Below are 23051 nucleotides of genomic sequence, written 5' to 3' on the forward strand. Positions count from 1 at the left end.
CCGCACACGCCACGGCGCCCGCTCTCCGGTCGGGGACGAGCGGGCGCCACGGCGAGGCCGTACTCCGTTGTACGGAACGTGTGTCGGTCAGACCGTCAGGGCACGGTCCGTCGGGCGGATCGGGGCCGGAAGATCACTCGCACCGGTGAGGAAGCTGTCCACGCCGCGCGCCGCCGAGCGGCCCTCGGCGATGGCCCAGACGATGAGCGACTGGCCGCGCCCCGCGTCGCCGGCGACGAAGACGCCGGGGACGTTGGTCTGGAACTGCGCGTCCCGCGCGACGTTGCCGCGCTCGTCGAGCTCCAGGCCGAACTGGTCCACCAGGCCGTTCTCGCGGTCCGTGCCGGTGAAGCCCATGGCGAGGGTGACGAGCTGGGCGGGGATCTTCCGCTCGGTGCCCGGCTTCGGGGTCAGCTTGCCCTCGATGAACTCCACCTCGACGAGGTGCAGGAACTGGACGTTGCCGTCCTCGTCGCCCTCGAAGTGGGTGGTGTTGACGGCGTAGACGCGCTCGCCGCCCTCCTCGTGCGCGGAGGTGACCTTGTACAGCATGGGGAAGGTCGGCCACGGCTGGTGCGGCGCGCGGTCCTCGCCCGGCTTCGGCATGATCTCCAGCTGGGTCACGGAGGCCGCGCCCTGGCGGTGGGCGGTGCCCACGCAGTCCGCGCCGGTGTCGCCGCCGCCGATGACGACGACGTGCTTGCCCTCGGCGGAGACCGGCGCGGTGACGTAGTCGCCCTCCTGGACCTTGTTGGCCAGGGGCAGGTACTCCATCGCCTGGTAGATGCCCTTGAGTTCACGGCCGGGCACGGGCAGGTCGCGGGCGGTGGTGGCACCGGCGGCGATGACGACGGCGTCGTAACGCCTGCGCAGCTTCGCCGCGTCGATGTCGCGGCCGATCTCCACGCCGGTGCGGAACTTGGTGCCCTCCGCGCGCATCTGCTCGATGCGGCGGTTGATGTGCCGCTTCTCCATCTTGAACTCGGGGATGCCGTAGCGCAGCAGACCGCCGATGCGGTCGGCCCGCTCGTAGACGGCGACCGTGTGGCCGGCCCGGGTCAGCTGCTGGGCGGCGGCAAGACCGGCCGGACCCGAGCCGATGACCGCGACGGTCTTGCCGGAGAGCCGCTCCGGCGCCTGGGGCGCGACGTCGCCGCGGTCCCAGGCCTGATCGATGATGGAGACCTCGACGTTCTTGATGGTGACGGCCGGCTGGTTGATGCCGAGCACGCACGCCGACTCGCACGGGGCCGGGCAGAGCCGGCCGGTGAACTCCGGGAAGTTGTTGGTGGCGTGCAGCCGCTCCTGCGCGGCCGACCAGTCCTCGCGGTACGCGTAGTCGTTCCACTCCGGGATCAGGTTCCCCAGCGGACAGCCGTTGTGGCAGAAGGGGATGCCGCAGTCCATGCAGCGCGAGGCCTGCTTGGAGATGATCGGCAGGAGCGAACCGGGAACGTAGACCTCGTTCCAGTCGCGGACGCGCTCCTCGACCGGGCGGGTCCGCGCGACCTCACGGCCATGGTTCAGAAAGCCCTTGGGATCAGCCATTGGTCGCCGCCTCCATCATCTTCTCGGTGATCTCGGTCTCGGAGAGACCGGCTCGCTCGGCGGCGTCCTTGGCGGCGAGCACTGCCTTGTAGGTGCTTGGGATGATCCTGCTGAAGCGCTCCACCGCCGTGTCCCACTCGGCGAGCAGCTTCTCGGCGACGGTCGAGCCCGTCTCCTCCTGGTGGCGGCGCACGACGTCGTGCAGCCACTGCTTGTCGGTCTCGTCCAGGGGCTCGACGGCCGCGAGGTTGCCGGCGTTGACGTTGTCGCGGTCGAGGTCGATGACGTACGCGATGCCGCCGGACATGCCGGCCGCGAAGTTGCGGCCCGTCTCGCCGAGGACGACGGCGTGGCCGCCGGTCATGTACTCGCAGCCGTGGTCGCCCACGCCCTCGGAGACCACCGTGGCACCGGAGTTGCGGACGCAGAAGCGCTCGCCGGTGCGGCCCCGCAGGAACAGCTCGCCGCCGGTCGCACCGTACGCGATGGTGTTGCCCGCGATGGTCGAGTACTCGGCGAGGTGGTCGGCGCCGCGGTCCGGGCGGACGATGATGCGCCCGCCGGAGAGGCCCTTGCCGACGTAGTCGTTGGCGTCGCCCTCCAGGCGCAGCGTCACACCGCGCGGCACGAAGGCGCCGAAGGACTGGCCCGCAGAGCCGGTGAAGGTGATGTCGATGGTGTCGTCGGGCAGACCGGCGCCGCCGAACTTCTTCGTCACCTCGTGGCCGAGCATGGTGCCGACCGTGCGGTTGATGTTGCGGATGGCGACCTGCGCGCGGACCGGGTGCGCGTCGGTCGCGCTGTCGGCGGCGAGCGCGTCGGCGGCGAGCTTGATCAGCTCGTTGTCGAGCGCCTTCTCCAGGCCGTGGTCCTGGACCGTGATCTGGTGCCGGACGGCGCCCGCGGGCAGCGCGGGCACGTGGAACAGCGGCGCCAGGTCGAGGCCCTGTGCCTTCCAGTGGGTCACGGCCTTGTCGGTGTCGAGGAGTTCGGCGTGGCCGACGGCCTCCTCGATGGAGCGGAAGCCGAGCTCGGCGAGGAGCTCGCGGACCTCTTCGGCGATGAACTCGAAGAAGTTGACGATGTACTCGGCCTTGCCGGAGAACCGCTCGCGCAGCGCCGGGTTCTGCGTAGCGATGCCGACGGGGCAGGTGTCCAGGTGGCAGACGCGCATCATGACGCAGCCGGAGACGACGAGCGGCGCGGTGGCGAAACCGAACTCCTCTGCGCCGAGCAGCGCGGCGATGACGACGTCGCGGCCGGTCTTCAGCTGGCCGTCGGTCTGGACGACGATGCGGTCGCGCAGACCGTTGAGGAGCAGGGTCTGCTGGGTCTCGGCGAGGCCGAGCTCCCAGGGGCCGCCCGCGTGCTTCAGCGAGGTCAGCGGGGAGGCGCCGGTGCCGCCGTCGTGGCCGGAGATGAGGACGACGTCCGCGTGGGCCTTGGAGACGCCCGCGGCGACCGTGCCGACGCCGACCTCGGAGACCAGCTTGACGTGGATGCGCGCCTCGGGGTTGGCGTTCTTCAGGTCGTGGATGAGCTGGGCGAGGTCCTCGATGGAGTAGATGTCGTGGTGCGGCGGCGGCGAGATGAGGCCGACGCCGGGCGTCGAGTGACGCGTCTTGGCGACCCACGGGTAGACCTTGTGGCCGGGCAGCTGGCCGCCCTCGCCGGGCTTGGCGCCCTGCGCCATCTTGATCTGGATGTCGTCGGCGTTGACGAGGTACTCGCTGGTCACACCGAAGCGGCCGGAGGCGACCTGCTTGATGGAGGAGCGGCGCGCCGGGTCGTACAGGCGCTCCGGGTCCTCGCCGCCCTCACCGGTGTTGGACTTGCCGCCCAGCTGGTTCATGGCGATGGCGAGGGTCTCGTGCGCCTCCTTGGAGATGGAGCCGTACGACATGGCGCCGGTCGAGAACCGCTTGACGATCTCGGAGGCGGGCTCGACCTCGTCGACGGGGATCGAGGGGCGGTCCGACTTGAAGCCGAAGAGTCCGCGCAGCGTCATCAGGCGCTCGGACTGCTCGTTCACGCGGCCCGTGTACTGCTTGAAGATGTCGTAGCGGCGGTTGCGCGTGGAGTGCTGGAGGCGGAAGACCGTCTCGGGGTCGAACAGGTGCGGTTCGCCCTCGCGGCGCCACTGGTACTCGCCGCCGATGTCCAGGGCGCGGTGCGCGGAGGCGACGCCGGAGACCGGGTAGGCCTTGGCGTGCCGGGCGGCGACCTCCTGGGCGATGACGTCGAGTCCGGCGCCACCGATCTTCGTGGTCGTGCCGCTGAAGTACCGCTCCACGAAGGCCTCTTCGAGACCGACGGCCTCGAAGACCTGGGCGCCGCGGTAGGAGGCGACGGTGGAGATGCCCATCTTGGACATGACCTTCAGGACGCCCTTGCCGAGGGCGTGGATCAGGTTGCGGATGGCCTGCTCGGCCTCGATGCCGGGCAGGAAGGTGCCCGCGCGGACGAGGTCCTCGACGGACTCCATCGCCAGGTACGGGTTGACGGCCGCGGCGCCGTAGCCGATGAGGAGGGCCACGTGGTGGACCTCGCGCACGTCGCCCGCCTCGACGAGCAGACCCACCTGGGTGCGCTGCTTGGTGCGGATGAGGTGGTGGTGGACGGCGGAGGTGAGCAGCAGCGAGGGGATCGGCGCGTGCTCGGCGTCGGAGTGCCGGTCGGAGAGCACGATCAGGCGGGCGCCGGCCTCGATGGCGGCGTCGGCCTCGGCGCAGATCTCGTCGATACGGGCGGCGAGGGCGGTGCCGCCCTCGCCGACGCGGTAGAGGCCGGAGAGCGTCGCGGCCTTCATACCGGGCATGTCGCCATCGGCGTTGATGTGGATGAGCTTGGCAAGCTCGTCGTTGTCGATCACCGGGAAGGGCAGGGTGACGCTGCGACAGGAGGCGGCGGTCGGGTCGAGCAGGTTGCCCTGCGGGCCGAGCGAGCTGTGCAGCGAGGTGACGAGCTCTTCGCGGATGGCGTCCAGCGGCGGGTTGGTGACCTGCGCGAACAGCTGCGTGAAGTAGTCGAAGATCAGCCGCGGGCGCTCGGAGAGGGCCGCGATGGGGGTGTCCGTGCCCATGGAGCCGAGGGGCTCGCCGCCGGTCTTGGCCATCGGCGCGAGGATGATGCGCAGCTCTTCCTCGGTGTAGCCGAAGGTCTGCTGGCGGCGCGTGACGGAGGCGTGCGTGTGCACGATGTGCTCGCGCTCGGGCAGGTCGGACAGCTCGATCTCGCCGGCCTCCAGCCACTCCTGGTACGGCTTCTCGGCGGCGAGGCCGGCCTTGATCTCGTCGTCCTCGACGATGCGGTGCTCGGCGGTGTCGACGAGGAACATCTTGCCGGGCTGGAGGCGACCCTTGCGGACCACCTTGGCGGGGTCGATGTCGAGGACACCGACCTCGGAGCCGAGGACGACGAGGCCGTCGTCGGTGACCCAGTAGCGGCCGGGGCGCAGACCGTTGCGGTCGAGGACCGCGCCGACCTGGGTGCCGTCGGTGAAGGTGACGCAGGCCGGGCCGTCCCAGGGCTCCATCATCGTGGAGTGGTACTGGTAGAAGGCGCGCCGGGCCGGCTCCATGGAGGCGTGGTTCTCCCAGGCCTCCGGGATCATCATCAGGACGGAGTGCGGCAGCGAGCGGCCGCCGAGGTGCAGGAGCTCCAGGACCTCGTCGAAGGAGGCCGAGTCGGAGGCGTCGGGGGTGCAGATCGGGAAGATCCGGTCGAGCTTCTCCCCGCCGAAGAGGTCCGAGGCGAGCTGCGACTCGCGGGCGCGCATCCAGTTGCGGTTGCCCTTGACCGTGTTGATCTCGCCGTTGTGCGCGACGAAGCGGTAGGGGTGCGCGAGCGGCCAGCTCGGGAACGTGTTCGTCGAGAAGCGGGAGTGGACGAGCGCGACGGCCGTGGCGAAGCGGCGGTCGGAGAGGTCCGGGAAGAAGGGCTCCAGCTGGCCGGTGGTGAGCATGCCCTTGTAGACGATCGTGCGGGAGGAGAGCGAGGGGAAGTACGTCCCCGCCTCGCGCTCGGCGCGCTTGCGCAGCACGAAGGCCTTGCGGTCGAGCGCCAGGCCCTCGGTGTCGCCGTCGGCGACGAAGATCTGCCGGAAGACGGGCATGGTCGAGCGGGCGGTGGCACCCAGGAGCTCGGGGGCGACGGGCACGTCGCGCCAGCCGAGGACCGTCAGGCCCTCCTCGGAGGCGATCGTCTCGATCTGCGAGACGGCCCCGTCGGTCGTACCGGCGGTGTCCACCGGGAGGAAGGCGATGCCGACGGCGTAGGCACCGGCCGCGGGCAGCTCGAATCCGGCCACCTCACGCAGGAAGGCGTCGGGGACCTGGAGCAGGATGCCCGCACCGTCACCCGAGTCCGGCTCGGAGCCGGTGGCGCCGCGGTGCTCGAGGTTGCGCAGTACGGTCAGCGCCTGTTCGACCAGTTCATGGCTGGCCACACCGGTCAGGGTGGCCACGAATCCGACACCGCAGGCGTCGTGTTCGTTACGGGGGTCGTACATCCCCTGGGGGGCGGGGCGACCGTCCATGGGCGACCAGGCGTGGGTACGCATCGGCACTCCCGTCGTCGTCGAGGCAAGAACAAAGGCGAGGGACGACGTTGGCCCTGGCGAAATTTCGTGCAGGTTACATGATGGAGTGCTTCTCGAAAAGCGGATAGCTCATTCCACCATGTGGACACCGCTCGCTGAGGTGGGGAGCGGTTCGAAGGGGACCTTTGCGGACAGATCCATGGCCGTAGGCCCGAAGCGACACAGGCCTCATTGCCCGCAGCGCTTACGGCTCATGCCCAGTGGTCGGCGACTCGAAACCGCTGGGTTACGGCTACTTATGCAAGGTCCCGTATAGCCCTGCGACGGCTCATCCTACGGCCGTACCGAACAAGCTGCCCAGGGCGTACGTCACACCGGCCGCAGCGCCACCGAGCGCGAGCTGCCGCAGACCGCTGAACCACCAGGACCGCGCCGTCACCTTGGCCACCACCGCACCGCAGGCGAAGAGCCCGATGAGGGCTAGCAGCAGGGCGGGCCACAGCACGGTGGCGCCGAGCAGATACGGCAGTACGGGAAGGAGGGCGCCCAGCGCGAAGGAGCCGAAGGACGACACCGCGGCGACGGCCGGCGAGGGCAGGTCGCCCGGGTCGATGCCGAGCTCCTCGCGGGCGTGGATCTCCAGCGCCTGCTCCGGGTCCCTGGACAGCTGACGGGCGACCTCGCGGGCCAGCTCGGGCTCGACGCCGCGCGAGGCGTACAACTCGGCGAGCTCCCGCTCCTCGTCCGCGGGGTGCTTGCGCAATTCGCGGCGCTCGACGTCCAGTTCGGCCTCGACGAGCTCGCGCTGCGAGGCCACGGAGGTGTACTCGCCGGCCGCCATGGAGAAGGCGCCCGCGGCCAGCCCCGCGAGGCCGGTGATGACGATGGTCTGCTGCGAGACGGAGCCGCCGGCCACACCCGTCATCAGGGCGAGGTTCGAGACGAGGCCGTCCATCGCCCCGAAGACCGCCGGCCGCAGCCAGCCGCCGTTCACGTCGCGGTGGGTGTGGTTGTCCCGGTGCGCCTCGTGCAGAGTCGCTTCGGTCTCGATGATCGCCATGGTGAGCCCCCTCGTGTGTGTCGGACGACCTCGAAAGTACGCGCGAAAAAAATCTTCCGCCAGCAAGGAAGGCCGTACTTACCTGCGAAAACGCGCTCCGGGACCAACCCCTCCACGGCGAGGTCGAGCACGACACGAGGGGGCCACCGGATCCCGTGATCCGGTGGCCCCCTCGGCGTACGACCGACGTGTCAGCCCTTTTCGGCCGGCTTGGCCCCGCTCTTCGCCCCGTCGTCCGAAGCGGCCTCGGCATCGGCCTTCGCGCCAGGCTTCGCGTCGGACACAGGCGCGGACTTGGCCTCCTCGCCCTCATCGGCGGCGCCCGGCTCGACGATCTCCTCCCGGCCCGGACGCATCTGCGTGGACACCACGAGGTAGACGACCGCGAGGACGAACACCACGATGGCGGTCCACACGTTCAGCCGCAGGCCGAGCACGTGGTGCGCGTCGTCGACCCGCATGTACTCGATCCAGCCGCGCCCGGCGCAGTACGAGGCGACGTACAGCGCGAACGCCCGGCCGTGGCCGAGCTTGAAGCGGCGGTCGGCCCAGATGACCAGGAGCGCGACGCCGACGCACCACAGCGACTCGTACAGGAACGTGGGGTGGTACGTGCCGGGGACCCGGCCGTCCTCCGCCGACGTGATCTTCAGCGCCCAGGGCAGGTCGGTCGGCTTGCCGTACAGCTCCTGGTTGAACCAGTTCCCCCAGCGGCCGATGGCCTGGGCGAGGGCGATGCCGGGGGCCAGTGCGTCGGCCCAGGCCGGCAGCGGGATGCCGCGGCGGCGGCAGCCGATCCAGGCGCCGACCGCGCCGAGCGCGATCGCGCCCCAGATGCCGAGGCCGCCCTCCCAGATCTTGAAGGCGTCCACCCAGTCGCGGCCGTCGCTGAAGTACAGCTGGTAGTCCGTGATCACGTGGTAGAGGCGTCCGCCGACGAGGCCGAAGGGGACGGCCCACACGGCGATGTCTGCCACGGTGCCTGGCCGGCCCCCGCGAGCGATCCACCGCTTGTTGCCGAGCCAGACGGCTACGAAGACGCCGACGATGATGCAGAACGCGTAGCCGCGCAACGGGATGGGTCCGAGTTCAACCACACCGCGCGACGGACTGGGAATGAAGGCAAGGTCCATGACGCGTCCGACGCTACCGTGCCGGGCATCGGGTACGGCAACCGGTCCGGCTACGTATCCATAACAGGGGCCCATGACAGGAGGCCCATGACAGGGGGTCCGTGGCAGGGGGCCGTCCCGACGCTCCGGCGCGGAGGGTCAGCTCCTGTTCGCCTCTTCCACCATCTGCTTCAGCTTCTGGGGCGTCACGGGATTCTGCTGGTCGCCGAAGATGTCCTTGCCGTCGAGCCGCACCGTGGGCGTGCCCCGCAGCTTCGCGTCCTGGAACGCCTTGTTGGACTTCTCCACCCAGCTGTCGTGCGTGCCGTCCTCGACGCACTTCTTGAAGGAGTCGGTGACGAGGCCGTCGACCTGGCCGGCCAGCTCGATCAACTTGCCGTTCTTGCCGTAGGCGTCGTCGGTCTCGGCCGGCTGGTTCTTGTAGAGCACGTCGTGGAACGGCGGGAACTTGCCGGCGTCCTGGGCGCACCCCGCGGCGTTGGCGGCGCGCAGCGAGCCGCTGCCGCCGAGATTGCGGTCGATGAGGGTGGCAAGGTGGTACTCGACCTTGAGCTGCCCCTTCTCGGTGAGCTCGTGGATCGTGGAGCGGAAGCCGTCCTCGAACCCCTTGCAGGCCGGGCAGCGGAAGTCCTCCCAGACGGTGAGGGTCGACTTGGCGCCGGCCCTGCCCGCCGGGAGCGCAAGCCGGTCCTTGCCGGTCGCCCCCTTCGGGACGACCACCGGCCCCGCCGAGTCGCTCTTGTCGTCGCCGGAGCCCGCGGCGAGCAGCCCCACCACCGCGGCGAGGCCGAGGACCCCGACCACGGCGGCCCCGACGATCAGCGCCCGGCGCTGCTTGTCGCGGGCCCTCTGCCGCTCTCGCTCTTCCGCCAGCCGCTCGCGGGCCGATCGCTTTCCCTCACGGTTCTTCTCGCTCACACCCCGCCAACGAACCGGGGAGGCACGAGCATGCCTCCCCGGCCCGCAATCCACCCGTACGGGTTACGACCGGCCGCGTACGCCGTTCGCGAGATCACCGGCGAGGGCGCGGACGGCGGCCAGCCCCGCGACCTCGTCCGGCGCGTCGAGCATGCGCTGCACGAACGCGGAGCCGACGATCACGCCGTCGGCGAAGCCCGCGACCTCGGCGGCCTGGCGGGCGTTGGAGACGCCGAGGCCGACGCAGACCGGCAGCGCGGTGGTGGCCTTGGTGCGCCGCACCAGCTCCTGGGCCTGCTCGCCGACGGACTCGCGGGTGCCGGTGACGCCCATCAGCGACGCCGCGTAGACGAAGCCGGAGCCCGCCGCGGTGATGGTGGCGAGCCGCTCGTCCTTGCTGCTCGGCGCGACGACGAAGACCGTCGCGAGGCCGTGTTTCTCGGCGTGCTCCCGCCAGAGGGCGGACTCCTGGACGGGCAGGTCGGGCAGGATGCAGCCGGCGCCGCCCGCCTCGGCGAGCTCGGCGGTGAAGCGCTCCACGCCGTAGCGGTCGATGGGGTTCCAGTACGTCATGACGAGCACCGGCTTGCCGGTCGCCTCGAAGGCCTCGCGGACGGTGCGCATGACGTCACGGATCTTCAGGCCGCCGCGCAGCGCGATGTCGTCGGCGGTCTGGATGACCGGGCCGTCGAGGACCGGGTCGGAGTGCGGCAGGCCGACCTCGACCACATCGGCGCCGCCCTCGAAGACCGCCTTGACGGCCGCGATGCCGCCGTCGACGGTGGGGAAGCCCGCGGGCAGGTAGGCGATGAGGGCGGCGCGGCCCTCGGCCTTCGCGCCCGCCAGGGTGTCGTCCAACAGCCGGATGTTGCCGCTCACTTGGCGTCCCCCTCGATCTCCGCGGTGGCCGCCGCGTCCGCCTCGACGGCGGCGTCCGTGTCGTACAGGCCGAAGTAGCGGGCGGCCGTGTCCATGTCCTTGTCGCCGCGCCCGGAGAGGTTGACGACGATCAGGCCGTCCTTCCCGAGCTCCTTGCCGACCTCCAGCGCGCCGGCGAGTGCGTGGGCGCTCTCGATGGCCGGGATGATGCCCTCGGTGCGCGAGAGGAGGCGCAGGGCCTGCATGGCGGCGTCGTCGGTGACCGCGCGGTACTCGCCGCGGCCGCTGTCCTTGAGGTAGGCGTGCTCGGGGCCGATGCCGGGGTAGTCGAGTCCGGCCGAGATCGAGTAGGGCTCGGTGATCTGGCCCTCCTCGTCCTGGAGGACGTAACTGCGCGAGCCGTGCAGGATGCCGGGCTCGCCCGCGGTCAGGGTGGCCGCGTGCTCGCCGGTCTCCACGCCGTGTCCGGCGGGCTCGCAGCCGATGAGGCGTACGTCCGCGTCGGGGATGAAGGCGTGGAAGAGGCCGATGGCGTTGGAGCCGCCGCCGACGCAGGCGATGGCGGCGTCGGGCAGGCGTCCGGCGCGCTCCAGGATCTGCCGGCGGGCCTCGACACCGATGACGCGGTGGAAGTCGCGGACCATGGCGGGGAAGGGGTGCGGGCCCGCGACGGTGCCGAAGAGGTAGTGGGTGCGGTCGACGTTGGCGACCCAGTCGCGGAACGCCTCGTTGATGGCGTCCTTCAGGGTGCGGCTGCCGGACTTCACGGCGATGACCTCGGCGCCGAGCATCCGCATCCGGGCCACGTTCAGGGCCTGGCGCTGTGTGTCGATCTCGCCCATGTAGATGGTGCATTCGAGGCCGAAGAGCGCGCAGGCGGTGGCCGTGGCGACGCCGTGCTGGCCGGCGCCGGTCTCGGCGATGACGCGGGTCTTGCCCATGCGCTTGGTGAGCAGGGCCTGGCCGAGCACGTTGTTGATCTTGTGCGAGCCGGTGTGGTTCAGGTCCTCGCGCTTGAGGAACACCCGGGCGCCGCCCGCGTGTTCGGCGAAGCGGGGGACCTCGGTGAGGCTGCTGGGGCGGCCGGTGTAGTGGACCAGGAGGTCGTCGAGCTCGCGGGCGAACTCCGGGTCGTTCTTGGCCTTGTCGTACTCGACGGCGACCTCGTCCACGGCGGCGACCAGCGCCTCCGGGATGAACTTGCCGCCGAACGCACCGAAGTACCCTTCGGCGCTGGGGACTTGCCCCTCCGGGTCGGGGATGAAGTACTCGCTGGGCATGCGGGATCCTTGCCAGAGCTGACGATGAGGACGGGGGCTGGGCGCGCCCCTCAGGGGCGCGGGGAACTGCGCGACAAGCCCACGACGGGCCGCGGTCGCGACGAAACCCTGGCCGGCGACGGCGCGGGGTTCTTCAGTTCAGGCGCCGCCGGGCCATCGCATCCCGGGGATCTGGCCCGGCTCCGAACCGATGTGGTACCGCACCCGCCGGCCCCGCACGCGCCGCGCGGGCGCCCGGCAGCCGCGGGGGCGGCAGCCGGGTGCGAGGCGGGCGAAGGCGGTCATCGGGGAGGGTCAGCCCCGTCCGTGTCGCAGGGCGGGGTGCGCGCCCGCGGCGACCAGGTCGGAGACGGCGGCCTTCGGGTTGCCGCCGGTGACGAGGGACTCGCCGACGAGGACGGCGTCGGCGCCCGCGTTCGCGTACGCGATCAGGTCATGCGGGCCGCGCACACCCGACTCGGCGATCTTGACGACGCTGTCCGGCAGCTCGGGCGCGATGCGCTCGAAGACGGAGCGGTCGACCTTGAGGGTCTTCAGGTCGCGGGCGTTGACACCGACGACGCGGGCGCCCGCGTCCACGGCGCGCTCGGCCTCGTCCTCGTCGTGCACCTCGACGATCGGCGTGAGGCCGATCGACTCGGCGCGCTCGATGAGGGACTCCAGGGCGGGCTGGTCCAGGGCGGCCACGATGAGCAGCGCGAGGTCGGCGCCGTACGCCCTGGCCTCCCAGAGCTGGTACGAGGTGACGATGAAGTCCTTGCGGAGCACCGGGACGTCGACCTTGGCCCGGACGGCCTCCAGGTCGGCGAGGGAACCGCCGAAGCGGCGCTCCTCGGTGAGCACGGAGATGACGGCGGCGCCGCCCGCCTCGTAGTCGGCGGCGAGTCCCGCCGGGTCGGCGATGGCGGCGAGCGCGCCCTTGGAGGGGCTGGAGCGCTTCACCTCGCAGATGACCTTGACGCCGTCGCCGCGCAGGGCCGCGGCGCCGTCCTTGGCCGCGGGAGCCTTGGCCGCGCGCTCCTTGAGCTCGTCGAGGCTGACGCGCGCCTGCCGCTCCGCGAGGTCGGCACGGACTCCGTCGATGATCTCGTCGAGCACACTCACGCGAGCGGCCCCCTTCCCTGACGGTTGAGCTGACGTTCAAGCTGGTCACTGCGATGGTATCCGCAGGAGGGCGAAGCCCCCGCATCCGGTTGACGTGCGTCCCACGACCTGGACAGTCACCACCCCCGCGGCCTGCTGTTTCAGGGATGCAGCCATGACCCGAACGGCAGATTGCGTACGAGCGTGAAGAGCGTGACCAGGACGCCGAAGCCCCACAGCTGGACGGGCCCCAACTCGATCCGCATGGGCCGCCCGCGCGCCGCCCTGACCGCCCAGACGGTCCACACCACGGCGAAGAGGCCGTATCCGGCGACGGCGAGCGCGTTGGCGCCGAGGGCCGCCGCGAGGTCGCCGTGGACGAAGGCGTGGGCGCTGCGCAGGCCGCCGCAGCCGGGGCAGTAGATGCCGGTGAGGCGCAGCAGCGGGCAGGCCGGGTAGTGGCCCGGTTCGTTCGGGTCGACGGCACCGACGTAGGCGAAGGCGCCGATGACCGAGGCGAGCACGCCGGCCGGCACGAGCAGGCGGGTCAGGGCGGTGGGCGCGGCGCTCCCGGGTTCGGCACTCACGCGAGCATTGTGCCCCGGGCCCGGGCGCGTCGCCCGGCGGCCCGCCCCGGGGATGCGAAAGAGGCGGCCCCGGCACCTGCCGGACCGCCCCTGTCGTACGGCGAAGGTCAGCTCTCGGCTCGCGCGACCTGGCGCTGCGAACGCTTGACCTGGCCCAGGCCCGCGGCGCGCATGGCGCCGCCCACGAGGCCGCCGATGACGACGAGGGCCATGCCGGCCCAGAAGCCGGGCACGTTGGCCATCACCATGAAGGCGCCCGCGACGCAGAAACCGATGAAGGAGATGATGACACCGGTCCAGGCGGCCGGGGTGTGTCCGTGGCTGCTGCCCGCCATTGATTTGCTCCTCGTTGCTGTGTGCGCGGTGGTGGATGGAAGCCCACCGCGCGTCGGACGCTCGCTGTCATTGTCCCGTACCCGCGCGTATGCCGTGAGCTCGGGGTCCGGCTTGCGGGGCCGTGCCGCGGGGGGCGCGGGTCAGCTCCCGCGTGTCGGGTCCTCGCCGCGGTCGAGGGCCTTCCAGAGCTCCTCGGGGCGCTCGGGGTCGACGGGCCTGCGGGCCTTGCGGGGGGTCGGGGTGCCGTCGCGTTCGTAGCGTCCCGACATCGCGGGCCAGGTGCGGCCGTAGGTGAGGGCGAGCACGCCCGCGAGCAGGATCAGCGCGCCGGCCGCGGCGGCGGCGTAGGGCCAGCCGGTGTGGCTCAGGTCGCCGATGGTGGCGGCCTTGTCACCGGCGGCCGTGGCGGCCTTCTCGTCGAGGGCGCCGCTGTCGTCGGCGCCGAGCAGGGCGGCGGCGACGATGCCCGCGCCGCTGAGCGCGAGCAGCAGGGAGACCAGGACGCGACCGGTGCGGCGGACCGCGAAGACCGCGACGAGGGCGGCGAGACCCACTATGGCGAGGGCCGCGGGGACGCCGGTGACGTCGCTGCCCTTGGCGGTCAGCGGCAGTTCGCCGCCGGCCACCGACGCGGTGCCGTGGGCCCAGTCCTGGCGGGAGGCGAGCAGCGCGAGGGCGGCGCCGACGGCGCCGAGCAGCAGCGCGACGGCGATGCTGCGCCGGCTGCTGCGCTGGGCGCGGCTCTCGACGTCCTCGGTACGGGGCGGTGGTACGGCAGAAGTCACCTGTCCACTATCCCTCACGGGCCAAAGCGCCGTGCAGCCGGTTCGCCGTGTGGATGGCGCGCAGCACGGCCGCGGCCTTGTTCCGGCACTCGGTGTCCTCGGCCACGGGGTCGGAGTCGGCGACGACACCGGCGCCGGCCTGCACGTATGCCGTGCCCTCGCGGAGCAGGGCGGTGCGGATGGCGATGGCGGTGTCGGAGTCGCCCGCGAAGTCGAGGTAGCCGACGCAGCCGCCGTACAGGCCGCGCCGGGACGGTTCCAGCTCGTCGATGATCTGCATGGCGCGCGGCTTGGGGGCGCCGGAGAGGGTGCCGGCCGGGAAGCAGGCGGTGAGCACGTCGAAGGCGGTGCGGTCCGCGGCGACCTGTCCGGTGACCGTCGAGACGATGTGCATGACGTGGGAGTACTTCTCGATGGACATGAAGTCGACGACCTCGACGGAGCCGGGTTCGCAGACCCGGCCCAGGTCGTTGCGGCCCAGGTCGACGAGCATCAGGTGCTCGGCGCGCTCCTTGGGGTCGGCGAGCAGCTCGTCGGCGAGCGCCTGGTCCTCCTGCGGGGTGGCGCCGCGGTGCCGGGTCCCGGCGATGGGGTGCACCATGGCGCGCCCGTCCTCGACCTTGACGAGGGCCTCGGGCGAGGAGCCGACCACGTCGAATCCGTCGAAGCGGAACAGGTACATGTACGGGGACGGGTTGGTGGCCCGCAGCACGCGGTAGACGTCGAGGGCGCTCGCCGTGCAGGGCGTCTCGAAGCGCTGCGAGGGCACGACCTGGAAGGCCTCGCCGGCCCGGATGCGCTCCTTGATGTCCTCGACGGCGTCCTGGTACTGCACGCCGCCCCACAGGGCGGTGTACTCGGGCAGCTCGGAGGGCGGGAGGGCGGCCGGGGGCTGGGAGAGCGGCCTGGAGAGGTCGGCCTCCATGGCGTCGAGGCGGGCGACGGCGTCGGCGTAGGCCTCGTCGACGCCGGTGGCGAGGTCGTTGTGGTTGATCGCGTTGGCGATCAGCAGGACCGAGCCGTCCCAGTGGTCGAGGACGGCGAGGTCGCTGGTGAGGAGCATGGTCAGCTCGGGCAGGCGCAGGTCGTCGCGGTCGCCGGGGCCGATCTTCTCCAGACGGCGCACGATGTCGTAGCCGAGGTAGCCGACCATGCCGCCGGTGAAGGGCGGCAGCTGGTCGGCGCCGCGCACGTCGCGCGGGGTGTGCAGTATGCCGATGGTGGCGCGCAGGGCGGCGAGCGGGTCGCCCGAGGTGGGGACGCCGACCGGCGGGGTGCCCAGCCAGTGGGCCTCGCCGTCGCGGACGGTGAGGGCGGCGGCGCTGCGGACGCCCACGAAGGAGTAGCGGGACCACGACCGGCCGTTCTCCGCGGACTCCAGGAGGAAGGTGCCGGGGCGTTCCGCGGTGAGCTTGCGGTAGAGGCCCACGGGGGTGTCGCCGTCCGCGAGGAGCTTGCGGCTGACGGGGATGACGCGGCGGTCGGCCGCCAGCTTGCGGAAGGTCTCGAGGTCCATGGCAGCAGACCCTACTGACCGGGCGCGGGGGCGCCGGGCACGGGCAGCACGGGCAGCACGTCGGTGTCGAAGCAGGTGCGGGTGCCGGTGTGGCAGGCCGGGCCGATCTGGTCGACCTGGACGAGGACCGTGTCGGCGTCGCAGTCGAGCGCCACTTCCTTGACGTACTGGAAGTGGCCGGAGGTGTCGCCCTTGACCCAGTACTCCTGGCGGCTGCGGGACCAGTAGGTGCAGCGGCCCGTGGTGAGGGTGCGGTGCAGCGCCTCGTCGTCCATCCAGCCGAGCATGAGCACCTCACCGGTGTCGTACTGCTGGGCGATGGCGGGGACGAGGCCGTCGGCGGTGCGCTTGAGACGCGCGGCGATCTCCGGGGCGAGGTTGCTGCTGGGCGGCGGAACGCTGGTCATGGGCCCATTGTGCCGCCGATCCGCGGGTACTTGGCCGTCCGTCCACTGGGCGGACCGGTGGCGCGGTCGTAGGCTGGCTGACATGTCGACCCATGCGAAGCGTGAACGACTTCTCCTCGCCGACCTGTTGGAGGCGGAGGGCCCCGAGGCGCCGACTCTGTGCGAGGGCTGGAAGACCCGGGACCTGGCGGCGCACGTGGTGGTGCGCGAGCGCCGCGCGGACGCGGCGGGCGGCCTGTTGATCAAACAGCTCGCCGGACGTCTCGAACGGGTGCAGGACGAGTTCGCCGCCAAGCCCTACGAGGAACTGATCCAGCTGATCAGGACCGGGCCGCCGCGTTTCTCGCCCTTCTCCCTGAAGCAGATCGACGAGGCGTCGAACGCCGTCGAGTTCTACATCCACACCGAGGACGTGCGCCGCGCGCGGCCCGGCTGGACGCCGCGCGAGCTCGATCCGGTCTTCTCGGAGGCCCTCTGGTCCCGCCTGGAGCGCACGGCCCGCCTGCTGGGCCGCAAGGCGCCGGTGGGTCTGGTGCTGCGGCGCCCGGACGGCCAGACGGTGGTGGCGCACCGGGGCGCCCCGGTGGTGACGGTGACCGGTGAGCCGGCCGAGCTGCTGCTGTTCGCGTTCGGCCGGCAGGAGGTGGCCGACGTGGAGCTGGACGGCGACAAGAACGCGATCGCCGCGCTGCAGGAGACGAAGCGGCTGGGCCTGTGAGGTGCGCCCGCTCAGGGGCGCGGCAGTCGGGCGCGGCGCAGCGGGCGTGAGCTGAGGCCGAGGACGCCGCCGGCGGCGCTGAGCGCGGCGCAGACGACGTAGACCGGCTGGAGCCCCCAGGCGCCGATGGCCGCCCCCGCGACGGGGTAGGTCACCGGCGCCAGGCCCATGGTGAAGAACGTGAAGACGGAGGTGACCCGGCCCAGGTAGGCCGGGTCCGCCACCGTCTGGACCAGGGCCGCGATGACGGCGCCGCCGAGGCCGGTGAGCAGTCCCACGCACAGCCCGGCCACCGTCGCGGTCGCCACCGAGGGGGCGAAGGCGATGGCGCCGAGGGCGACCGAGCCGCAGATCACCGCGGAGGACAGAACGATCCCGGCACACGGCACGCGCCCTCGGCCGTGGCGGCGGAGAGTTTGTCTAGCGGACGGGGTGGCCCGCCTCCCGCAAGGCGCCCTTGACCTCGCCGATCCGGAGATCCCCGAAGTGGAAGACCGACGCCGCGAGCACCGCGTCCGCGCCCGCCGCGACGGCCGGCGGGAAGTGCTCGAGGCGGCCCGCGCCACCGGAGGCGATGACCGGGACGGTGACGTGCTTGCGGACGGCCTCGATCATCTCGATGTCGTAGCCGTCCTTCGTGCCGTCGGCGTCCATCGAGTTGAGCAGGATCTCCCCCGCGCCCAGCTCGGCGGCCCGGTGCGCCCACTCGACGGCGTCGATCCCGGCCGACCTGCGCCCGCCGTGGGTGGTCACCTCGAACGAGCCCGACGGGGTCCGCCGCGCGTCGACCGAGAGCACCAGCACCTGACGGCCGAACCGCTCCGCGATCTCGCGGATCAGCTCCGGGCGCGCGATGGCGGCGGTGTTCACGCCCACCTTGTCCGCGCCCGCCCGCAGCAGCTTGTCGACGTCCTCGGCGGTGCGCACGCCGCCGCCCACCGTGAGCGGGATGAAGACCTGCTCGGCGGTGCGGCGGACCACGTCGTACGTCGTCTCGCGGTCGCCGGAGGAGGCGGTGATGTCGAGGAAGGTCAGCTCGTCGGCGCCCTCGGCGTCGTAGACCTTGGCCATCTCGACGGGGTCGCCCGCGTCGCGCAGGTTCTGGAAGTTGACGCCCTTGACGACCCGGCCGTTGTCGACGTCCAGGCAGGGGATGACGCGTACCGCGAGGGTCATGCGGCACCTCCCCGGTACGCCTCGACCTCGACCTCGACGACCAGGCTCGGGTCGATGAAGCCGGAGACGATCAGCATCGACGCGGCCGGCCGCACGTCGTCGAAGAGCTCCTTGTGGGCGCGGCCCACCTCTTCGACGTCCCGCGCGTGGGTGAGGTACATGCGGGTGCGCACGACGTGCTCGCGGCCGAGGCCGAGCTTCTTCAGCGCGTCGAAGGCGATCCGGAAGGCGTTGACGGTCTGCTCGTACGGCGTGCCCGCGTCGATGACGCCGTTCACCACGGACGTGCAGCCCGAGACCAGGACCAGGCCGTTCGGCAGCTCGACGGCGCGGGAGTAGCCGATGGCCTCCTCCCACGGGCCGCCCGAGCCCACCCGGCGTACGGCGTCGCTCATGACGAGGCCACCGTCGCGAGAGCCTCTTCCAGCGTGAACGCCTCGGCGTACAGCGCCTTGCCGACGATCGCGCCCTCGACGCCGAGCGGGACGAGGCCGGAGAGGGCGCGCAGGTCGTCCAGCGACGAAACGCCGCCGGAGGCGACCACCGGGCGGTCCGTCGCCGCGCAGACGTTGCGCAGGAGCTCCAGGTTGGGGCCCTGCAGCGTGCCGTCCTTGGCGATGTCGGTGACCACGTACCGGGCGCAGCCCTCGGAGTCGAGGCGGGCCAGCGTCTCGTAGAGGTCGCCGCCGTCGCGGGTCCAGCCGCGGCCGCGCAGCGTCGTGCCGCGCACGTCGAGGCCGACCGCGATCTTGTCGCCGTACTCGGCGATGACCTTGGCGACCCACTCCGGGGTCTCCAGGGCGGCCGTGCCGAGGTTGACGCGGGTGCAGCCGGTGGCGAGGGCGGCGGCCAGCGAGGCGTCGTCGCGGATGCCGCCGGACAGCTCGACCTTGATGTCCATGGCGCCGGCGACCTCGGCGATCAGCTCGCGGTTGTCACCGGTGCCGAACGCGGCGTCCAGGTCGACCAGGTGCAGCCACTCGGCGCCCGACCGCTGCCAGGCGAGGGCGGCCTCCAGGGGGGAGCCGTAGGAGGTCTCCGAGCCGGACTCGCCGTGGACGAGGCGTACGGCCTGGCCGTCGCGGACGTCGACGGCGGGAAGGAGTTCGAGGGTGCTCACAGGGTTCCGATCCAGTTGGTGAGGAGCTGGGCGCCGGCGTCGCCGGACTTCTCGGGGTGGAACTGGGTGGCGCTCAGGGGCCCGTTCTCGACGGCCGCCACGAACGGCTCGCCGTGCGTGGACCAGTGCACGTACGGGGCGCGCATCGCGGGGTTGGCCACTTCGAGGGACCAGTCGTGCACGGCGTAGGAGTGCACGAAGTAGAAGCGGGCGTCGTCGTCCAGGCCCTTGAAGAGCGGCGACCCGGCGGAGGCCTGCACGGTGTTCCAGCCCATGTGCGGGACGATCTCGGCCTTCAGCGGCTCGACCGTGCCCGGCCACTCGTCCAGGCCCTCGGTCTCCACGCCGTGCTCGATGCCGCGGGCGAAGAGGATCTGCATGCCGACGCAGATGCCCATGACCGGGCGGCCGCCGGAGAGGCGGCGTCCGACGATCCAGTCGCCGCGCGCCTCCCGCAGGCCGCGCATGCAGGCGGCGAAGGCGCCGACGCCGGGCACGAGCAGGCCGTCGGCGTTCATGGCTGTGTCGTAGTCGCGGGTGATCTCGACGTCGGCCCCCGCGCGCGCGAGGGCGCGCTCGGCGGAGCGGACGTTGCCGAAGCCGTAGTCGAAGACGACGACCTTCTTCGGGGTGCTCATCTGTCGTACGCCTCCCGTCAGTTCCAGTAGTCGAGCCGCATGATGCCGGCGGCCAGGCACATCGCGGCACCGATGGAGAGCAGCGTGATCAGGCTCTTGGGCATGCCCTGCTTGACGAAGGAGATGATGCCGCCGATCAGGAAGAGCCCGACGACGATGAGGATGGTGTTGAGACCGGTCATGGCTTTACAGCGCGCCCTTCGTGGAGGGGAGGATCCCGGCGGCGCGCGGGTCCCGCTCGGACGCGTAACGCAGCGCGCGGGCCAGGGCCTTGAACTGGCACTCCACGATGTGGTGGGCGTTGCGGCCGTACGGCACGTGGACGTGCAGCGCGATCTGGGCCTGCGCGACGAAGGACTCCAGGATGTGCCGGGTCATCGTCGTGTCGTACTCGCCGATCATCGGCGCCATCTTCTCGGGCTCGGTGTGCACGAGGTAGGGGCGGCCGGAGAGGTCGACCGTCACCTGGGCGAGCGACTCGTCCAGCGGGACGGTGCAGTTGCCGAAGCGGTAGATGCCGACCTTGTCGCCGAGGGCCTGCTTGAAGGCGGCGCCCAGCGCGAGCGCGGTGTCCTCGATGGTGTGGTGCGAGTCGATGTGCAGGTCGCCCTCGGTCTTGACCGTGAGGTCGAAGAGGCCGTGGCGGCCGAGCTGGTCGAGCATGTGGTCGTAGAAGCCGACCCCGGTCGACACGTCGACCTTGCCGGTGCCGTCGAGGTCGATCTCGACGACGACCGACGTCTCCTTGGTGGTGCGTTCGACCCGTCCTACGCGGCTCATGCGCGTCGCTCCTTCTTCAGTTCGCGTACCGCATCGAGGAACGCGTCGTTTTCGTCGGGGGTTCCGGTGGACACGCGCAGCCATCCCGGCACGCCGTTGTCCCGCACGAGGACTCCCCGGTCGAGGATCCGCCGCCACACCTCGTGCGCGTCGGCGAACCGCCCGAACTGCACGAAGTTGGCGTCGGAGTCGGTCACCTCGTACCCGGCCGCGCGCAGCTCGGTGACGAGGCGGTCGCGCTCGGCCTTGAGCTGCTCCACGTACTTCAGGAGCGTGTCGGTGTGCTCCAGGGCGGCGAGCGCGGTGGCCTGCGTGACGGCCGACAGGTGGTACGGCAGGCGTACGAGCTGCACGGCGTCGACGACCGCCGGGTCGGCGGCGAGATAGCCGAGGCGCAGGCCGGCCGCGCCGAACGCCTTGGACATGGTGCGCGAGACGACGAGGTGCGGCCGCCCCTGAAGGAGCGGGAGCAGCGAGTCGCCGTGGCTGAACTCGACGTACGCCTCGTCCACCACCACGAGCGACGGCTTGGCGGCCTGCGCCGCCTCGTACAGCGCGCGGACCGCCCCGGCCGGGACGGCGTTGCCCGTGGGGTTGTTGGGGGTGGTGATGAAGACGACGTCGGGCCGGTGCTCGGCGATGGCCCGCGTGGCCGCCGCCACGTCGATGGTGAAGTCGTCGTGGCGCGGGCCGGAGATCCAGCCGGTGCCGGTGCCGCGGGCGATCAGGGCGTGCATCGAGTACGAGGGTTCGAAGCCGATCGCCGTGCGGCCGGGTCCGCCGAAGGTCTGCAGGAGCTGCTGGATCACTTCGTTGGAGCCGTTGGCCGCCCAGACGTTGGCCAGGGTGACCTGGTGGCCGCCGGTGCGGGTGAGGTAGGCCGCCAGCTCGGTGCGCAGCTCGACCGCGTCCCGGTCGGGGTAGCGGTTGAGGTCGCGGGCGGCCTCGCGCACCCGCTCGGCGATGCGCTCGACGAGCTCCTCGGGGAGCGGGTAGGGGTTCTCGTTGGTGTTCAGGCGTACGGGGACGTCGAGCTGGGGCGCGCCGTAGGGGGACTTGCCGCGCAGCTCGTCGCGGATGGGCAGGTCGTCGATGCGTACGGCGCTCACTGGTTCGGCACCTTCCAGCCGAACCGGGCCTTCAGCGCGGCACCGTGCGCGGGCAGGTCCTCGGCCTCGGCGAGGGTGACCACGTGGTGGGTGATCTCGGCGAGGGCGTCCCGGGTGTAGTCGACGATGTGGATGCCGCGCAGGAAGGACTGGACGGAGAGCCCCGAGGAGTGGCAGGCGCAGCCGCCGGTCGGCAGGACGTGGTTGGAGCCCGCCGCGTAGTCGCCGAGGGAGACGGGCGACCAGGGGCCGACGAACACGGCGCCCGCGTTGCGCACCCGCTCGGCCACCTCTGCGGCGTCGCGGGTCTGGATCTCCAGGTGCTCGGCGCCGTAGGCGTTGACCACGGCGAGGCCGTCCTCGACGGAGTCGACGAGGACGATCGCGGACTGCTCGCCGCGCAGGGCGGGCTCGATGCGCTCCTCGCGGTGCCTGGCGACGGCGACCTGGGCGGTCAGCTCCTTCTCGACCGCGGTGGCCAGCTCCGCGGAGTCGGTGACCAGGACGGAGGCGGCCAGCGGGTCGTGCTCGGCCTGGCTGATGAGGTCGGACGCCACGTGCGCGGGGTCGGCGGAGTCGTCGGCGAGGACGGCGATCTCGGTGGGGCCGGCCTCCGCGTCGATGCCGATCTTGCCGGTGAAGTAGCGCTTGGCGGCGGCCACCCAGATGTTGCCGGGGCCCGCCACCATGTTCGCCGGGGCGCAGGACTCGGTGCCGTGCGCGAACATTGCGACGGCGGTGGCGCCGCCGGCCGCGTACACCTCGTCCACGCCGAGGAGCGCGCAGGCGGCGAGGATCGTCGGGTGCGGCAGGCCCCCGAACTCCTTCTGGGCCGGGGAGGCGAGCGCGATGGACGGCACCCCGGCCTCCTGCGCCGGAACCGTGTCCATGATCACGGAGGAGGGGTAGACGGCCCGTCCGCCGGGGGCGTAGAGGCCCACGCGGTCGACCGCGACCCACTTCTCGGTGACGACGCCGCCCGGCGCGACCTCGGTGCGCTCGGTGGTGCGGCGCTGTGCCCGGTGCACGATCCGCGCGCGCCGGATGGACTCCTCAAGGGCGGCCCTGACCTGCGGGTCCAGCTCGTCGAGGGCGCGGGTGAGCGCCGCGGCGGGCACCCGGACCTGGTCCAGGCGTACGCCGTCGAACTTCTCCGCGTACTCGATCAGCGCCGCGTCGCCACGATGATGCACGTCCTCGCAGATGGGCCGCACCTTCTCCAGGGCGGCCGCGACGTCGAAGTCGGCACGGGGCAGCAGGGCGCGAAGGGCGGGCCCCGACGGAAATTCCGTGAGGGCGTCGCCGCGCAGATCGATTCGAGAGATCACATGGCCAATTCTCTCAGACCTTCTTTCGGCACCGGTCGCCCGTATCACTGGCTGATATGAACCCCGGAAGTCGGCGTTCACCACTAGCGTTCAGCCGGTCACGCAGCGGG

Annotated in this window: 24 protein-coding genes; 1 reads left to right on the forward strand and 23 read right to left on the reverse strand. The window is 71.7% G+C overall.

From position 1 onward, the window contains the following. Window positions 1-87: 87 nt before the first annotated feature. From ACZ7DY_RS32125 to hisI, 14 genes are all read right to left on the reverse strand, one after another. Window positions 88-1548, reverse strand: coding sequence for a glutamate synthase subunit beta (locus ACZ7DY_RS32125; RefSeq protein ID WP_471141633.1), 1461 nt, complete (start codon window positions 1546-1548; stop codon window positions 88-90). Beyond that, on the reverse strand, window positions 1541-6058 hold the full coding sequence (gene gltB / locus ACZ7DY_RS32130) for a glutamate synthase large subunit (protein ID WP_471141936.1): 4518 nt from the start codon (window positions 6056-6058) through the stop codon (window positions 1541-1543). The genes ACZ7DY_RS32125 and gltB overlap by 8 nt, the downstream gene beginning before the upstream one ends. Before the next feature lie 358 nt (window positions 6059-6416). After that, window positions 6417-7148, reverse strand: coding sequence for a VIT1/CCC1 transporter family protein (locus tag ACZ7DY_RS32135; RefSeq protein ID WP_471141635.1), 732 nt, complete (start codon window positions 7146-7148; stop codon window positions 6417-6419). Between the two features lie 191 nt (window positions 7149-7339). Beyond that, a complete protein-coding gene (lgt, locus tag ACZ7DY_RS32140) occupies window positions 7340-8281 on the reverse strand; it encodes a prolipoprotein diacylglyceryl transferase (protein ID WP_471141638.1) in 942 nt (313 codons plus the stop codon). A gap of 138 nt (window positions 8282-8419) precedes the next feature. Beyond that, window positions 8420-9199, reverse strand: coding sequence for a DsbA family protein (locus ACZ7DY_RS32145; RefSeq protein ID WP_471141641.1), 780 nt, complete (start codon window positions 9197-9199; stop codon window positions 8420-8422). Between the two features lie 63 nt (window positions 9200-9262). Next, window positions 9263-10078, reverse strand: a complete 816-nt coding sequence (gene trpA / locus ACZ7DY_RS32150) for a tryptophan synthase subunit alpha (protein ID WP_471141642.1) — start codon at window positions 10076-10078, stop codon at window positions 9263-9265. Continuing rightward, window positions 10075-11358, reverse strand: a complete 1284-nt coding sequence (gene trpB, locus ACZ7DY_RS32155) for a tryptophan synthase subunit beta (protein ID WP_471141645.1) — start codon at window positions 11356-11358, stop codon at window positions 10075-10077. Before trpB ends, trpA begins: the two co-directional genes overlap by 4 nt. Before the next feature lie 138 nt (window positions 11359-11496). Further along, the gene (gene trpM / locus ACZ7DY_RS32160; protein WP_471141647.1) at window positions 11497-11643 is read right to left on the reverse strand and encodes a tryptophan biosynthesis modulator TrpM; all 147 of its coding nucleotides are present in this window, start codon (window positions 11641-11643) and stop codon (window positions 11497-11499) included. 9 nt (window positions 11644-11652) lie between these two features. Then, window positions 11653-12462, reverse strand: coding sequence for an indole-3-glycerol phosphate synthase TrpC (gene trpC, locus ACZ7DY_RS32165; protein WP_471141650.1), 810 nt, complete (start codon window positions 12460-12462; stop codon window positions 11653-11655). Window positions 12463-12602: 140 nt separating this feature from the next. Further along, window positions 12603-13028: a DUF2752 domain-containing protein gene (locus ACZ7DY_RS32170; RefSeq protein ID WP_471141652.1), complete on the reverse strand. Its 426-nt coding sequence runs from the start codon at window positions 13026-13028 to the stop codon at window positions 12603-12605. A 107-nt stretch (window positions 13029-13135) separates the two neighbouring features. Then, complete coding sequence (locus tag ACZ7DY_RS32175) at window positions 13136-13363, reverse strand: HGxxPAAW family protein (RefSeq protein WP_471141655.1); 228 nt, start codon at window positions 13361-13363, stop codon at window positions 13136-13138. Between the two features lie 141 nt (window positions 13364-13504). Beyond that, window positions 13505-14149: a TIGR02234 family membrane protein gene (locus ACZ7DY_RS32180; RefSeq protein WP_471141656.1), complete on the reverse strand. Its 645-nt coding sequence runs from the start codon at window positions 14147-14149 to the stop codon at window positions 13505-13507. A 7-nt stretch (window positions 14150-14156) separates the two neighbouring features. Beyond that, window positions 14157-15665: an anthranilate synthase component I gene (locus tag ACZ7DY_RS32185; protein WP_471141659.1), complete on the reverse strand. Its 1509-nt coding sequence runs from the start codon at window positions 15663-15665 to the stop codon at window positions 14157-14159. 11 nt (window positions 15666-15676) lie between these two features. Next, window positions 15677-16072, reverse strand: coding sequence for a phosphoribosyl-AMP cyclohydrolase (gene hisI / locus ACZ7DY_RS32190; RefSeq protein WP_471141662.1), 396 nt, complete (start codon window positions 16070-16072; stop codon window positions 15677-15679). Between the two features lie 82 nt (window positions 16073-16154). Between hisI and ACZ7DY_RS32195 the strand changes: the two genes are divergently transcribed. Further along, a complete protein-coding gene (locus ACZ7DY_RS32195) occupies window positions 16155-16790 on the forward strand; it encodes a TIGR03085 family metal-binding protein (RefSeq protein ID WP_471141664.1) in 636 nt (211 codons plus the stop codon). Window positions 16791-16801: 11 nt separating this feature from the next. Here the strand turns inward: ACZ7DY_RS32195 and ACZ7DY_RS32200 are convergent, their stop codons facing one another. The 9 genes from ACZ7DY_RS32200 to hisD are packed head-to-tail and all read right to left on the reverse strand — an operon-like array spanning window position 16802 to window position 22941. Then, window positions 16802-17179 carry a hypothetical protein gene (locus ACZ7DY_RS32200; RefSeq protein ID WP_471141666.1) on the reverse strand — a complete coding sequence of 126 codons (378 nt, stop codon included), beginning with the start codon at window positions 17177-17179 and terminating at the stop codon, window positions 16802-16804. Between the two features lie 31 nt (window positions 17180-17210). Continuing rightward, window positions 17211-17966, reverse strand: coding sequence for an imidazole glycerol phosphate synthase subunit HisF (gene hisF / locus ACZ7DY_RS32205; RefSeq protein ID WP_471141669.1), 756 nt, complete (start codon window positions 17964-17966; stop codon window positions 17211-17213). Beyond that, the gene (locus tag ACZ7DY_RS32210; RefSeq protein WP_471141671.1) at window positions 17963-18361 is read right to left on the reverse strand and encodes a RidA family protein; all 399 of its coding nucleotides are present in this window, start codon (window positions 18359-18361) and stop codon (window positions 17963-17965) included. The genes hisF and ACZ7DY_RS32210 overlap by 4 nt, the downstream gene beginning before the upstream one ends. After that, the gene (gene priA, locus ACZ7DY_RS32215; protein WP_471141674.1) at window positions 18358-19086 is read right to left on the reverse strand and encodes a bifunctional 1-(5-phosphoribosyl)-5-((5-phosphoribosylamino)methylideneamino)imidazole-4-carboxamide isomerase/phosphoribosylanthranilate isomerase PriA; all 729 of its coding nucleotides are present in this window, start codon (window positions 19084-19086) and stop codon (window positions 18358-18360) included. Before priA ends, ACZ7DY_RS32210 begins: the two co-directional genes overlap by 4 nt. Further along, window positions 19083-19724, reverse strand: coding sequence for an imidazole glycerol phosphate synthase subunit HisH (hisH, locus tag ACZ7DY_RS32220; RefSeq protein WP_471141675.1), 642 nt, complete (start codon window positions 19722-19724; stop codon window positions 19083-19085). The genes priA and hisH overlap by 4 nt, the downstream gene beginning before the upstream one ends. Window positions 19725-19741: 17 nt before the next feature. Further along, window positions 19742-19906 (reverse strand): hypothetical protein, encoded by a 165-nt coding sequence (locus ACZ7DY_RS32225; RefSeq protein WP_384255852.1) that lies wholly within the window; start codon window positions 19904-19906, stop codon window positions 19742-19744. A 4-nt stretch (window positions 19907-19910) separates the two neighbouring features. Further along, window positions 19911-20504 carry an imidazoleglycerol-phosphate dehydratase HisB gene (gene hisB / locus ACZ7DY_RS32230; RefSeq protein WP_030783956.1) on the reverse strand — a complete coding sequence of 198 codons (594 nt, stop codon included), beginning with the start codon at window positions 20502-20504 and terminating at the stop codon, window positions 19911-19913. Then, complete coding sequence (locus ACZ7DY_RS32235) at window positions 20501-21613, reverse strand: histidinol-phosphate transaminase (RefSeq protein WP_471141679.1); 1113 nt, start codon at window positions 21611-21613, stop codon at window positions 20501-20503. The genes hisB and ACZ7DY_RS32235 overlap by 4 nt, the downstream gene beginning before the upstream one ends. Continuing rightward, window positions 21610-22941: a histidinol dehydrogenase gene (hisD, locus tag ACZ7DY_RS32240; RefSeq protein ID WP_471141681.1), complete on the reverse strand. Its 1332-nt coding sequence runs from the start codon at window positions 22939-22941 to the stop codon at window positions 21610-21612. Before hisD ends, ACZ7DY_RS32235 begins: the two co-directional genes overlap by 4 nt. Between the last annotated feature and the right edge of the window lie 110 nt (window positions 22942-23051).

The organism is Streptomyces sp. NPDC037013 (assembly GCF_055607265.1).